This window comes from Williamsia sp. DF01-3, from assembly GCF_023051145.1.
In the GTDB taxonomy this organism is placed as follows: Bacteria; Actinomycetota; Actinomycetes; order Mycobacteriales; family Mycobacteriaceae; genus Williamsia.
The window spans coordinates 1,495,952-1,509,881 of record NZ_JALKFS010000005.1; the positions used below are offsets into that span (position 1 = coordinate 1,495,952).

Annotated in this window: 10 protein-coding genes and 2 pseudogenes; 3 read left to right on the top strand and 9 right to left on the bottom strand. The window is 62.6% G+C overall.

The genetic code is table 11. The features are described 5' to 3' along the window. Window positions 1-3: 3 nt before the first annotated feature. Window positions 4-509 (bottom strand): annotated as a pseudogene (locus tag MVA47_RS09125) (general stress protein). Between the two features lie 857 nt (window positions 510-1,366). Here MVA47_RS09125 and MVA47_RS09130 point away from each other — a divergent pair. Next, window positions 1,367-2,383: a S1C family serine protease gene (locus tag MVA47_RS09130; RefSeq protein WP_019288211.1), complete on the top strand. Its 1,017-nt coding sequence runs from the start codon at window positions 1,367-1,369 to the stop codon at window positions 2,381-2,383. Window positions 2,384-2,567: 184 nt separating this feature from the next. On the opposite strand, the gene MVA47_RS09135 is transcribed toward MVA47_RS09130, so the two are convergent. Next, window positions 2,568-3,269: a TniQ family protein gene (locus tag MVA47_RS09135; RefSeq protein WP_247207565.1), complete on the bottom strand. Its 702-nt coding sequence runs from the start codon at window positions 3,267-3,269 to the stop codon at window positions 2,568-2,570. A gap of 41 nt (window positions 3,270-3,310) precedes the next feature. On the opposite strand from MVA47_RS09135, the gene MVA47_RS09140 reads away from it, so the two are divergent. Next, window positions 3,311-4,473, top strand: a protein-coding gene (locus MVA47_RS09140; RefSeq protein WP_247207566.1) for an IS3 family transposase whose coding sequence is annotated in 2 segments (ribosomal slippage) — window positions 3,311-3,592 and window positions 3,595-4,473 — 1,161 coding nt in all. Because the reading frame shifts where the segments join, the coding sequence is not laid out codon by codon here. Between the two features lie 414 nt (window positions 4,474-4,887). Here the strand turns inward: MVA47_RS09140 and MVA47_RS09145 are convergent. The 4 genes and pseudogenes from MVA47_RS09145 to MVA47_RS09160 all read right to left on the bottom strand — a co-directional run bounded on the left by MVA47_RS09145 (window position 4,888) and on the right by MVA47_RS09160 (window position 9,855). Beyond that, a pseudogene (locus MVA47_RS09145) lies at window positions 4,888-5,654 on the bottom strand (crotonase/enoyl-CoA hydratase family protein). A gap of 51 nt (window positions 5,655-5,705) precedes the next feature. Next, window positions 5,706-6,680 (bottom strand): spirocyclase AveC family protein, encoded by a 975-nt coding sequence (locus tag MVA47_RS09150; RefSeq protein ID WP_247207567.1) that lies wholly within the window; start codon window positions 6,678-6,680, stop codon window positions 5,706-5,708. Further along, window positions 6,677-9,199, bottom strand: coding sequence for a PEP-utilizing enzyme (locus MVA47_RS09155; RefSeq protein WP_247207568.1), 2,523 nt, complete (start codon window positions 9,197-9,199; stop codon window positions 6,677-6,679). The genes MVA47_RS09150 and MVA47_RS09155 overlap by 4 nt, the downstream gene beginning before the upstream one ends. A 110-nt stretch (window positions 9,200-9,309) precedes the next feature. Then, entirely contained in the window at window positions 9,310-9,855 is a 546-nt protein-coding gene (locus MVA47_RS09160; protein ID WP_247207569.1) for an HAD-IA family hydrolase, read from the bottom strand. 318 nt (window positions 9,856-10,173) lie between these two features. Between MVA47_RS09160 and MVA47_RS09165 the strand changes: the two genes are divergently transcribed. Further along, window positions 10,174-11,322, top strand: coding sequence for a cytochrome P450 (locus MVA47_RS09165; protein ID WP_247207570.1), 1,149 nt, complete (start codon window positions 10,174-10,176; stop codon window positions 11,320-11,322). A 6-nt stretch (window positions 11,323-11,328) separates the two neighbouring features. Here the strand turns inward: MVA47_RS09165 and MVA47_RS09170 are convergent, their stop codons facing one another. The 3 genes from MVA47_RS09170 to MVA47_RS09180 are packed head-to-tail and all read right to left on the bottom strand — an operon-like array spanning window position 11,329 to window position 13,906. After that, complete coding sequence (locus MVA47_RS09170) at window positions 11,329-12,516, bottom strand: thiolase family protein (RefSeq protein WP_247207571.1); 1,188 nt, start codon at window positions 12,514-12,516, stop codon at window positions 11,329-11,331. Continuing rightward, window positions 12,513-12,962 (bottom strand): Zn-ribbon domain-containing OB-fold protein, encoded by a 450-nt coding sequence (locus MVA47_RS09175; RefSeq protein ID WP_247207572.1) that lies wholly within the window; start codon window positions 12,960-12,962, stop codon window positions 12,513-12,515. Before MVA47_RS09175 ends, MVA47_RS09170 begins: the two co-directional genes overlap by 4 nt. Continuing rightward, window positions 12,959-13,906, bottom strand: a complete 948-nt coding sequence (locus tag MVA47_RS09180) for a VOC family protein (RefSeq protein ID WP_247207573.1) — start codon at window positions 13,904-13,906, stop codon at window positions 12,959-12,961. The genes MVA47_RS09175 and MVA47_RS09180 overlap by 4 nt, the downstream gene beginning before the upstream one ends. Window positions 13,907-13,930: the final 24 nt, after the last annotated feature.

Here is a 13,930-nt window from a genome sequence, read left to right on the forward strand (position 1 = left end):
GACTCATTCCTTTCGATCGGTCCGGCCGGTGAGCAAGCGGACGGCTTCGTCCGCGACCTCGACATCGGCGAGGACTTCGTAGTGACGTGGTTGTAATGACTGGATTGAGGTGAAGTCGCGCCGGCCGCCCTGCAGCGCATACATGAGCAGGCCGAGCAGAGCGCCGACAACGGCGCCGAATACCAACCCGTAGAAGGCGAGCGCGAGGCCCGTGAGCAGCGCGGCTGGACCCAATCGAGTAACCCGAAGATCCAGCCGAACAGCGCACCCGTCAGCGCGCCCGCGGCGGCGCCGCGCAGAGCGGCCCAGCCGTAGTTCAATCGGCCGACGATCTGCTCGACCAGCTCGATGTCGCGACCGACGATGGCCAGTTTGTCTACCGTGAAATGCTGGTCGGAGAGGTAGTCGACGGCGCTCTCGGCGTCGGCATAGGTGTCGAATGTCGCAATCACCTGGCGAGCAGGTGGGTGTGGACTTACGGCGGAGGTTCCGCCACTGGACTCTGACATCACGCCCCCTCGGCGTCGATGTTGTGGGGTTTCGCCGAGCCTGTGCGTACCGGTACGGCCCGGCCTTCGGACAACCGGTTGGGCTCACGAACGGCCCAACCGCAATGCGAGTTCTTCATCCGCCTTCGGGCGGTCAACACAATTCGCCTATCGACAGTCCTGGCTTGCAATCACTGAAATGACGCTAACCCTTGTCGGGGGCCGACGCAAATTCGCCTATCGGGCGTCGACAATAGAGGCGCAATGGCGTCCATACCTGCCCTGGGCATAGATGTCCGCCGGAACCCGCTCGAGGCGACCGGTACACGCAACTCCGGGTACCGGCCACTACTCCGGTGCGTCCACGAGTAGAACTCCCGATCCAGTCATCTTCGCAGCCGACGCGGTGAGTGGCAAGGCCCGCACAAGTCGAAAGCGGGAAGCGAATTCCGCAATGACAGTACAGTCGCTGACACGCTGGCAATAACCGTTCCTTCATGCTCACGTACAGGAGCAGGTGCTCGATGGCGGAACGACAAGTTCCTGGCGCCGAGAGAACCGGCGGGAGAAATCCATTTTCCAAACGGTCGGTTTATCCATCCACTGGAGCCATGCCCACCGGATTCCACTGGGCGGCAACCGAATCGGAGACGCTCCAGATTAGAATTGTATGAAAAAGTTGGTAGCGCAACAAGATAGGAAGCATCTTGGCTCTCAGTGGTGGAGCATGCGCGCTGCCGTTCGTCGATGCCGGTTGCCTGGGTGCATCGAAGCGGTTCGGTGACCGGTCTCGGGCGCCGCCGGGGGTATGTTGATCGGGTGGGCCCGCTCGCGGCAGGTGCAAGTAGGAGACCGATTCCTCACGGAGGCGGTGGCTGATGCGCGTACCGTCGACCGTACGTTCCTCGATCTGGGTGCCGCTGGTCGCGATCGTGGTCCTCCTCCTCGCGGGATGCGGCGCCTCGGCTCCCACCACCTCGACGCCCTCAGCGGGACCTGCCGTAGACCTGCCGGCACTGGTCCGGCAGGTGGAGGCCTCGGTCGTCACCGTGCTTACCGGGTCCGGCGTGGGCAGCGGCATCGTCTACAAGACCGACGGCACCGTCGTCACCAACGCCCACGTGGTCGAGGGTGCCCGGCAGGTGAGTGTGGCCTTCGCGGACGGGCAACAGGTGTCCGCGAACGTGCGGGCCGTCGATCGTGTGACCGACGTCGCGGTCCTTCAAGCGGACCGCACGGATCTGACTGCGGCGACGTTCGAGACAGCGTTGCCAGAGGTCGGCGCGCTCGCCGTAGTCGTGGGCAGTCCGCTGGGGTTCGAGGCCACGGTCACCTCGGGCATCATCTCAGGATTGCACCGTCAGATCCCCGGGTCGGCTTCCACCGGGGCGCCGCTGGTTGACCTGATCCAGACCGACGCCGCGATCTCGCCGGGTAACTCCGGGGGTGCCCTGATCGACGGACAAGGGCGGGTCGTGGGGATGAGCCAGGCCTACATTCCCCCGTCGGCGGGTGCGGTGGCTCTGGGCTTCGCCATCCCCGCGGCGAATGTCGTCGACGTCGCAGACCAACTGCTGGCCTCGGGAACTGCACAGCATGCGTACGTCGGCATTCAGCCCGGCACGCTGAGCCCGCAGATCGCCGAACAACTGGCAGTCGACCGCACCAGCGGTGCCGTCGTCCTCGAGGTCGTCCCGCTCGGTCCGGCTGCGACGGCGGGTATCCGGCCGGGCGATGTCATCACCGCGGTCAACGGCCACGACATCGAGTCGGCGGAGGACTTCATCGCGGCGCTCCGTGCCCTCGACCCGGGCGATCGAGTCGATTTGACCGTGCTCCGCGGTGGCGAGACCCAGCAGATCTCGGTCACAGTGACAGACCGCCCCGCCAGCTGAACGACTATTCCAAGAACGACCAAAACGGGGCGGGCGGGATCTGTGTTGCGGGCGGTCCGGCCCGCAGCGTTGCGGGTATCGCAGGCGTTGAGCAGCATTACCGTCCGCGTGTCCTTGGGACACAAAATTGGGAATACCAACTTCAACTTCGGGTCAGCCACGAACTGGGTGGACTGTCCTGTGCTCATCGGATTTGCTGACGCTCCTGATGGGCGCCGAGGGTGACGAGGGCCTCGATGCCGACTTTGTCGGCGGCGAGGTCGCAGAAGGCCTCGAATCGGGTCGTCGCGGCCGTCCTGTCGTATCGGGAGGTGGGATCGTCGATGTCGGTTGCCTCGGCCAGCGCGGTCAGATACCGCTGGGCCGTGCACAGGTCGTCGTTGGCCTCGATTACGGTGGCGTCGCGCAAGTCGTGCCGGCAGAACGGACGCACCTTCCGATCGGCGCTCTCGCGCGGACACCGTTGGGGGCAGTGCCATGGCGGGCCGTGCCTGCCGAGCCAGGTGGTGTCGGAGAATGGCACCTGCCCGCAACCGGGACACCGGGTCTGCAACCGCAGTCGGTGCCGCAGGCAGATCGGAAGCAACGGGTGCGCCCATTGCCTCTGCCAGATGCAGTCCGGCTCGGCGAGACACCGTGGACAAAACCGGGACCCGCTGAAGTGGTGCCGGATCCGCTTACGGGCCTCACGCAGTTCAGCGGACTCGGTCGCGCTCACACCAGGGCTGCGGCCCTCATCGATATCCGCGCGTCGCATCCACTTGTGCAACGTCATCGGATGCACACCGAAGTCCTTGGCGACCTGCTCGATCGTGACACCTTCGCCACGATCACGAGCCACCCGGACCACATCGTCACGGAACTCCTGGGGGTACGGCTTAGGCACAGCTACATCCTTCCCGACCGCCCGAAGGCAAGCCAGATCAGATGTCACCTATCCGTGCAGCAGTCCCCGACGACGTTGTCCGCGTCGCCCAGAACCGTGAAGACGGTGTGACTCTCGAACAGATCGCTGCCGACTTCGGTATCCACCCGATGACCCTGAACAACTGGATCCGCAAGGCCGACGTGGAGGCCGGGATCAAGCCCGGCACCACGTCGGCCGAATCGCGTGAGCTGCGCGAGGCCAAGCGGCGTGTGCGCCTGCTTGAACAGGAGAACGAGGTCTTACGCCGGGCGGCGGCGTACCTGTCCCAAGCGAATCTGCCGGGAAAAGGTGGTACCCGCTCGTGAGTGAGCTGGCCGCTGACGGCATCCCCGTCACGGTGGCGTGTCGGGTACTCAAGATCGCTCGCCAGCCCTACTACCGGTGGCGCAAGAACCCGATCACCGACGCCGAGCTCGCCGAGGCGTACCGGGCCAACGCCCTGTTCGACGCCCACCGCGAAGACCCGGAGTTCGGCTACCGCTACCTCGCCGACGAGGCCGAAGCCGCAGGCGAGAAGATGTGCCGGCGGACGGCGTGGCGGATCTGCTCCGCCGGCGGCTGGACCAGCACCATCAGCAAGAGAGGCCGCGGCAAGCACCGCAAGGCCGGCCCGCCTGTACACGACGATCTCGTCAAGAGAGACTTCACCGCGCCCGGCCCCAACGAGCTGTGGCTGACCGACATCACCGAGCACTGGACGGCCGAGGGCAAGCTGTACCTGTGCGCGATCAAGGACGTCTACTCGGGCCGGATCGTCGGGTACTCGATCGACTCGAGAATGAAGTCCCGCCTGGCCGTGGCCGCCCTGAACAGCGCTGTCGCCAGGCGAGGGGACGTGGCCGGCTGCGTTCTGCACAGCGATAGAGGGTCTCAATTTCGTTCGAAGAAGATGCAGAAGGCCATCACCCGGCACGGCATGCTCGGGTCGATGGGCAGGGTCGGTGCGTGTGGTGACAACGCGGCGATGGAGAGCTTCTTCTCGCTGCTACAGAACAACGTCCTCGACCGTCGATCCTGGGCCACCAGAGACGAGCTCCGGGCCGCCATCGTGCACTGGATCGAACGGACCTACCACCGCCGCAGACGACAGGACCGCCTCGGCAGATTGACCCCCATTGAATTCGAGACCATCATCAACCACGAGGCCCCTCAGGCCGCGTGACTAACCCTGTCACCTATCCGTGCACCAGACCCAGATATTCGATTGGTTCGACCAGGTCAAAGACCATTTGTTGCTTCCTTACGTTGATCTTCTAGCTATTGGGCCGAAACCCTATAAGTCCGGTGTTTTCAGTTGATTCGACGAGCCGTCCGAGTCGGGCCCTACAGCTTGTCGCCCAATGAGTCGAGCGCTGTTGCGACTTTTGGACCAGGGCTTGTCGAGGAAGCCCGAGAGGTCACGCCGATCTCGCATGGGGCACCTCCTGCGAAGCTCGAGACCCTGATCCTGACGCCATGTCGCGCTCGATGTAGGGCCAGGCCGAATCACCTCTGCCCTTTAGGCATTTTACTCCTAGTGGATGTCACAGTCGCTGGCTTCTTGCGGTCAAACCGCAATCTGCCGTCATCGGTTTGGTCAACGTCCTTTCCACTGCGGTGGTCGCTTTTCGGCGAATGCGACCGCGCCTTCTTTGGCGTCTTCAGAAGCGAAGACCGGCATGATGATCTTCATCTGCTCAGCGAACATCGTCTCGGGCGTCCAGCCCTTGGCTGCTGCGATCACCTGTTTGGTGGCCGCGACGGCAAGGGGGCCGTTGGCGGTTATTTTCTCGGCCAATATGAGCGCGCTCCTCAGCGCTTCGCCCGGGTCAGTCAAAACGTTGACCAATCCAAGTTCGTATGCTCGGGGAGCGGAGAGGTTGTCGCCAGTAAGCGCGAGTTCCATGGCAATCTGGTACGGAATTCGGGCGGGGAGTCTGAGGAGACCGCCGCCACCGGCGACGAGCCCTCGCTTGACCTCGGGTATGCCGAACACCGCATCTCGCGACGCGACGATGAGATCGGTCGCCAACGCCAGCTCGGTGCCGCCGCCAATGCGAACCCCTCCACCGCCGCTATCACCGGCTTGTTGGGGGTGCGCTCGGTGAAACCCATACCACGGCCTTCCACCACGACATTTTCGCCTTGTGCGAATGCTTTGAGATCCATTCCGGAACTGAATGTTCCGCCGGACCCGGTGAGCACTGCAACCGATAGGCCGGGGTCTGTGTCCAGTCGGTCCATAGCGGCCGCGAGCCCTTGGCTCACGGCGCCGTTGATCGCGTTGCGCGCTCTTGGCCGGTTGATGGTGATCACCAAGATCCGGTCGCGTTGGTCCAGCAGAACCTCGGATTCGTCAGCCATGTATCTCCAATCGTCGCGAGTGGTCATCGGATGCAAGTCGTGCGTTGAACGTCAGTGTCGGCCGTACAACAGCCAGCTTGGTGTGTCTGCTGGGATGCTGTCTTTGAAGACGACCGATACGATCACGAAAAGCGCTATGTAGAGCGCGTTGGAGAAGTTCGAGTACCCGATCACCGCGAGCACTCGCATGGTGCTTGCTCGTCTACCAGAAATCCCCGCGCTCTCGAGCCGCACGTCTAAGAAACTCTTTCCGTCCCGCATGTTGAGGTAGAGAACCCATCCAGTGGTCACCAAGGCGAGACCGAACAGCGGGAATTCATAGACAGGCATCTTGTAGAAATGGTCGCCCCACAGTGAAACGTTGCCGGGAGAGCTCAGCCAGACATCGACATGAATCAGTCGGGTTGCGATCAATTCGAGCGGGAATTGGAACAGGAGCGAGACACCGGCCCACCCGATGACGAAGAGGACAACATCGTTCAGGTTCGACCAGCGCTTGGCTACCCATCTGATCACGTATGCACTGAACAGGGCCCCCAGAGGCAAGACGACGAGGTATGCGGGCGGGGTGATCAGCAGTGGCTCGACGAACTGTGATCCGTTCTCGCTGGACCAGCCGGGAACCTGGTCGCACCAGCACCCCGCGTTCACGAGCTTGGAGTTGTAGGTGAAACCGCGCTCGGCCATAGACACCAGCGGATCCTGCCACCATGTGCACAACCAGCCGATCATCACCAACTGAAACAGGCTGAGGCACTCTCTATTCCACAACGTTCGCGCGATGTAGATGACACCGCCGATCCCCACCGCGATCATCGCTGTCTGGAAAACTATCAATCCATACCGCGGGAAGTCGGAAATAGGATCGGGACCCGCATTGGGGGCGGTGGGCCCAGCCGCGATCCAGCTCGCGAATATGTACATCTGCAACAGGATGGCCGCAGCTCCCACAGTCGGCCACGCGTAGGCCCAGAGCGATCTGGCGTTGGGTTCGAGTTGTGGCGACGTCGCTTCGGCCGTCGTCATTGCTGGACTCGTTCTATCGGATTGGATTCGCTGGCCCCAGCTTGTATACAGGTGATGGTCCCAGCGCCCCCGTCTACTTCAACCCACATACCGCTAAGTAAGCGTTTCGTCGCGTCCTGTGTCCCGACAACGCACGGGATCCCAAATTCGCGAGCGACGATGGCTGCGTGCGAAGCCATCGCTCCGATGTCGGTGATCACTGCTGAGGCGACTCCGAACAAGGGTGTCCACCCGGTGTCGGTGACGTGTGCGACCAAGATGTCGCCGGTGTCGAGGTCACCGTCGAAAGCGTCTTCGATCACCTGAATGCGGCCGCGGACGACGCCGACCGCTGCCGACTGCCCGGAGATCGATTCTCCGACTCTCAAGGTTGGTAGGGCATCGTCGGCAAGCGGTTCCCAGGACAGCTCGAACACTCCGGGAACACGAACGTTCCGGAGACGTGCACGTTCGGCGCGGCGGCGATCGACCAGTGCCGCTAAATTGGTCGGCGGAAGCAACGCTTCATCCAGGGTCAGGTGAAAGACATCCTGAACGTCGTCGAGTCGACCGGCAGCTACGAGTCGGCGGCCCCGTTCCCGTGCGAGAAGGCGAACGGCATGCAGAACCCTGACGGAGACATCCCGAGCGTACTCACGATTGCGGACCGATTGCCGTGCGAAGCGCACGGCGGCGCGAGCCTTCAGTTTCGGTTTATGCGTGATTTCCTCGGTGTGCACCCGGGTGACCACGGACAGGGCGGTGTCGAGGAGCTGTTGAGGTGCGTCACCGAAGGTCTTGTTGGCGAACTCGCCTTCGCCCGGTCCGCGGTGGCCGACGTCCTTGAGTACTGCGTCAAATACCTGGGCGAACGCCGGAGAGCAGGCGCGGAGATCGGCCAGCAGCGGCTTCTCGGGCCCGAGGATCCGGTCGGAGAGCTGCGGATCTGCCGTGATCGCCTCAGCGATCCGATAGACACCGCGAAGAGCACCGGCGCTGGTCAGACTGTCGGAACCGACTTTGAGCGAGTCCAAGTCGTCTTCTCCGACGGCCTTCCGTGCAGCTGCCATGGCGCTTCCCACCACGCTGAACGAGAACGCTGCGAGGTTCCAACCCTGCGCGGTCATGTCGCACGCAAGCCGCAATCGGGCTTCGAGCTCCGGATCGGTGAGTTCATCTGCGCGTGCTGCCTCATCCAGGAGAAAGTCGGCTTCGTGCCGCAGAAGGTCCGCTTCTTTCCTGATCCCGATGACGCGGGGAAGGAATCGTGAGGCAACAGTGAGCCCATTGCGGATCTCCGAGAGCGATGGCCGCGATGCGGTCTTTTCACCGGCGGGTTCGACACCCAGGTACTGTGCATCGATGTCCTCGGGTGACCAACCGGGCAGTTGCTTGGCCATCTCGCGAATGTTCGACACTCCGAGATACAGGCGGTGCGCGACCGGGATGACGGCTCGGCTGTTCATCTCGGCCTGTTGGCGTTCGTCGAGGTTGGTCAGGTACGAGGTCCAGTGCTGGGTAGCGCGAAGTGCGGTCGTCATGACGTCGAGCGAAAATGCTGTCATCGGGCCGGGGAACGCCTCGGACAGGTTCGACGATGTAAAAACCGGGAATGCAGGATCGATCGGTACGTCGAACTCCCCGCCAACTCCACTCGATGTCGTGGCGACCAACTCGTTACCGTCATAGGACGGCAGGTCGGACGGTACGTCGGTTGGCGAGAATGCCAACCGACGCCGGTAGTACTTCCGACTTCCACCCGAGATGTACTCGCGTGTCGCCGAGCGCGCAAGGTCGGTGAGCACGCCCGCTGTGTCCCAGCCGAATTGGAAATCAAATGCTTCTTGTAGCCGTGTCGTATCAATCGTCGGTGGCGCCTCGTGTGCGTCGCGGTCCGTGAAGCCCCGGTGCAGTGCGTCGGCAATATCGCGCACGGTGACGCTTCCGGGGGCCGCAAGGTTGACGACTCCGACCGTGGACGCGACGGCCGCCGTGCTGAGAAAGCGGGAGAGGTCCTCGTGGTGCACGAATTGCCACCGATAATCTCCTGTGCCGATTCCGGAGAGCTTTCGTTTGTACAACCTGCGTGTGAACGAATCTGTGCCGAGCCGGCCAGCGGTTGGTGCTGCCCGGACGACGAGTGATCCTGCGGAGAACTCGTGGGCTCGCGACTGCACGGCTACCTCTGCCGTCACGAAAGCGCGCGCTTCGGCGGTAGCTGGCGCCAGGTCGTGTTGCTCTGCGCGTGGACTGCTCGCCGATCCGTAGACGGTCGCTGACGACCTCAGGACAAATCGTCTGACGCCCGCCGAAGCGGCAGCGTCCACAATCTCGCGGGTTCGGGCCGGATCGCCGAGCGCAATCACCGTGTCGGTGTCGGCGAGAGCCTCGGTCAACCGCTCAAGGTCTTGGCCCGTACGATAGGAGTCGAGTCCGACGATCCTGACGTCAGTTCCAGCGCCCGCGAGCTCACGTACGACTCCGGTGAGTACGGGCGAACCGTAGGTCAGCGAAGTATCATTCGTTACAACAACTTTCACGTTCACTCCAGCCTAAGGTGGGGGTGTGGCGGCGTCACGTCGTTCCACCAGACGTCTGTTTTAGTAGAATTCATCTAATCGTAAGACTAAATGACGATCCGAGGGCTTGTTTACTCGATTCCTAGCCGCCGCAGGTCTTCTGTCAACTGTTGCGATGAAGTGAAATGTATTCCGAGCATGCCGATCTTCCGCGCGGCCTCCACGTTCGGCATCGTGTCATCGACGAACGCGACTTCGTGGGGTTCGAGTTCGAGGCGGTCGAGTAAGAGTTGATAGACAGCTGGATCGGGCTTGCGGACCCCAACTTCCGATGAATCGATCACCGTTTCGAACAATTCGATCGGAACCAGTGACTGCCATCGGTCGCGCATCTCAGCGATGTTGTTGGTCAGCACCGCAAGCCGGTACCGGCCAGCGAGCCCCGAAACAAGATCTATCACAGTGGCATTCGGCTCTCCTGCGGATCCGAGTGCACCGAACAACTGACGCGACCGAAGTCGAATGCCCCACTGCTCCTCGAAGGCGGCTCGCCACGTGGCGAAGCACTCCGCAACCGTGGTCTGGCCGAGCTCCGCCTCCGCGAAGGCATCGCCGGTTCTAAACGGCTCGACCAGAACGCCTGTATCAAGCCCGAGTTCCGCTTCCAACGCGATCAACGCGTCGAACGGTGGCAGGCTCAGAACCCCACCGTAGTCGAACGCTATCGCAGAAGGAGTCGAAGGCCTCCGCCCGCCTACGAGATCGGACGGGGGAGCGCGGCTCGTCGCATTTCAGCCTCCTAGACGTGTCAGGCGGTCATGGGGTTGCACTGTGACCCACATCATCACTATGTTCTAACAACATAGTCAACTAGCGGTCTGGGAGTATCCGAAACTCCAAATTCTCAATTGATCGCCCGAACTACCGAGGGAGCCCGGTTTCCAGTGTCCAACGCGCAGCCATCACCCCCATTGATCGCACTCGGGGACCTGCCGATGCGGGATGACCCCGCAGCGGCGTATTCCACACTCCGCAACGCCGGTCCGGTCGTTGATCTCGGTAATGGCGATGTCGCGATTACCGATGCTGACGAGATCAAACGTGCTCTACGGGAGCCGTATCCATTCTCGTCGGCTTTGGCTTTCAGCGGGCTGGCGAGTCCTATCCCGCTGATCCCGATCTCGATCGATCCGCCAGATCATGCGCGGTTTCGCAAGATGCTCGACCCGTTCTTCAACCCGAAAAAGCTCGCCGGCATCGAACCCGAACTCCGCGCACAGGTCGGAGACATCATCGACTCGTTTGTCGCGGACGGTCACGCCGATATCGTCGCGCAACTTGCGATCCCGTATCCGACGCAGGTCTTTCTCACGCTCTTCGGTTTGCCGCTCGAAGATCGCGACATGTTCTTGGGCTGGAAGGATGCGATCCTCGGTGCCGTTGACAACGAGGGTGCGGATCTCGACAAGGCCCGGCGTACCGCCGCTGGAGAGCTGTACAAGTACCTGGCGGGATACATCGAGCAGCGGCGCGGAAATTCCGACGGAGATGACCTTCTGACAAAACTTCTCGCCGAGCAGGATTCGGAGAACGGGATGACCGATCAGGAGATCATCGGAATGGGGTTCCTGCTTGTGATCGCCGGACTCGACACGGTGACCGCGGCCTTGTCGATGTCGTTCGCGCATTTCGCGCAACGGGAGGATCTGCGGCAGCAGATCCTTGATGACTTCTCCATCGTGCCTACCGCGGTCGAAGAGCTTCTCCGTGTCGAGGCGCCGATCTGGGAGGTCCCGCGGGTCACGTCCGATCACGTCGACATCATGGGAACGGCGTTGCCGGCAGGCTCGCGAGTCCGTGTTGTCCTCGGGGCGGCAAACCGCGATCCAGAGACCTACGAAGATGCCGATGAGATTCGTTTTGATCGCGGACGCCAGCCCCACTACACCTTCGGGGGAGGACCGCATCGGTGCCTGGGAAGCCACCTGGCACGGCTCGAGCTGAAGCTCGTGATCGAGGAGTTTCACAAGCGAATCCCCAATTATCGCTTGGCACCCGATACGGATCTGCGAATCGAGTGGCCGGCCGGTGTGCGTAAGATCAATTCGCTGCCGATCGAGTTCGAGACCGGTCAGCCGACCTGACGCATGTCAGCGCGTCAAGAGTAGGCACCCAGCGAGGGGGCCGCCACCGGCCGACGCGACCGCGACCTCAGGCCGGCGTTGGAGCTGGTGGCGGCCGGCAACTCCACGAAGCTGTCGGACTGCCTCGACCGCGAATCCGAGTCCATGGAGGCGCCCGCCGGATAACTGACCGCCCTGGGTGTTCAGCGGCAACGTACCATCGCGGGCGATCCGGAGCCCACCATCGACGAACCCACCGGCCTCGCCACGACCGCAGAAGCCCAGCGCCTCGAGCCACATTATTGTCAGAAAACTGAATCCGTCGTACAACTCGGCAACATCTACGTCGGTGGCCCGGAGGTCGGTGCGAGACCACATCATATCGGCGGCGTCGTGAGCGGCCATGGTGGACAGGTCAGTTCGTTGTTCCCACAGGGGGCTGTCGCGCTGCGCACTACCGACCGCAGCTATTTCGATCGGTGTACAAGCGAGATCGGCAACTGTGTCCCGATGGCTCACGATGAGCGCGGTCGCGCCGTCGACGGGCACGTCGCAGTCGAAGAGGCACAACGGGTCGGAGATGGTCCGGCTCTCCAAGTAATCGGACATGCTCAACGGATCGGTATAGACAGCGGAGTCGTTGAATCCGGCATTGGCCCGTGCGGTCAGCGCGACCTGAGCCAACTGTTCACGAGTGAGACCGAACTCTTCCATGTAGTGGCGTGCGTACAACGCGGTCCAGACCGAAGGGACTCCGGCACCGTAGGGCTGTTGCCACTGTCGCCATCCAGCGGCACGTCGTCGCGGCGACGTCCCGCGCGTGGTGGACCCTATAGGCCGGGATCGCGCAGATGCCTCCCATACGGTGCGAAAGCACACCACGTGATTGGCAAGGCCGGCACTGACTGCGGCCGCCGCGGTGACCACCTGCGACAACTGGCCGGGACCGTCTGGTCCGGCGAAGTACCACGATAGCTCCAATCCGAGCGCATCCTGGAGCTCAGTGGTGCCGACGCCTGAGAAACCTGGTGCCGACTCCATGGCGCCCGGCCACGTGCAGATGCCGTCTATATCCGTCCTGGACAGGCCCGCTTCGGCCGCGGCAGCCAGTACCGCTTGAAGTGTCAGCTCGAGCGGCGCAACGTTGAGTCGCCGACCCACCTGTGACTGGCCGACTCCGCTGATGACGACATCACGTTCGCCGAACCCGGTCACGAGAATGCACCAACCAGTCGTGCCTGGGGAAGCCAGACGCCCTCTCCGATGTTCTGGAAAACTACTGCTAGTCGTGTGCCTCTCGTCAGTGCCGCTTCGTCGGCATTGATGATGTTCATCAGAATCCGGATCCCTTCGTCCAGCACGATCAGAGCGACCCAGTAGGGCGGCTTCGGGTCTTCCTGCCAGGGTTGGTCGTTACGTGTCCAGGTGAGCAGTTTCCCGGTTCCGGCGACCTCGTCGTATCCCAGGTCGGCAGACCAACAAGACCGGCACCGCGGCGACGGTGGGAACGACCACTGATCGCATGCCCGGCAGCGCTGCACTTGGAGAATGCCCTGTTCACCCGACCGCCAGTACTGCTCGGCCCACGGGGATGGGTCGGGCAGAGCTCGGTTCGACGATGGCGGTTCGCCACCCGCCGGATGTGATTGGTCCGCAATCATTCGCCAGCAGCCTTGAACTCGGACCGGGCGCGCTCGACGAGTTCGACGGTGACACCGTCGGGGTCCTTCAAGAACTGCACAAATAACCCGCCGAGCGGGGTTCCGGGCATCTCGCACCAGATAGGTTCGTCGGCGGCACCGATGATGCTCGGATCCATCTCGGCGCGCGCAGCAGTGATCGTGTCGACGGACAGCGCCATGCGAAAGAGTCCACGGTGATTCGCTTCCTGGTATGCCTGACCATGTGCGTCGCCCTGGGGCCAACCGAGAAGTACAAGCGCGTAATCGTGATCGGGCAGCTGCATTTTCACCGCGATCACGGGCTGCTCCGGCGCGACTGCGGCCGCGTCGATGTCGGCGGCGGTGGTGTCGACTCGTTCGACCTCGTTGAACCCGATGGCCCGGTAGAACTGCACGGACCGTTCCAGATCCGAGCACGTCGCCGTGATGCGCGAACTGCGCGGGTCGGTGTCATGGGTGGGTACTTCAATCACTTCGATCCCGATTCCGTTAGGGTCTTCGGCTATCAGGACTCTCGTCGAATCCGGTTGCAGCACGGCTGGTCCAACCCGGTGGGAGCGAATCGTCGCGCCGGCGGCGACGAGTGCGCGCTCGGCATCTGTGGTCGAAGTTACGACAAAACCCAAACGGTGCAGGCCGACGTGATCGAGGTCAGGGTAGACCTCTCCGTACACTACGGGGTCGTACCAGTCGAGGAGTTCGATGGCGCAGATCCGCCGTGGCCCACGGTCGTCGTACAGAAACCAGGCGTCGTTATGGATTGTTTGATCCATTCCGAAGAGTGTCCCGGGACCCGGTTGGGCCTCGGTCCGCATCCTGCAGCTCAGGCCCAGGGCGTCGGCGTAGAATTCTGCCGCCGCTGCTGTGTCCGTGCAATTGAGGTTTGTGTGTAGAAAGCGCCGGGCCAGATCGTTGTTCGTCATCGGTTCTCCATACTCGTGAATGAA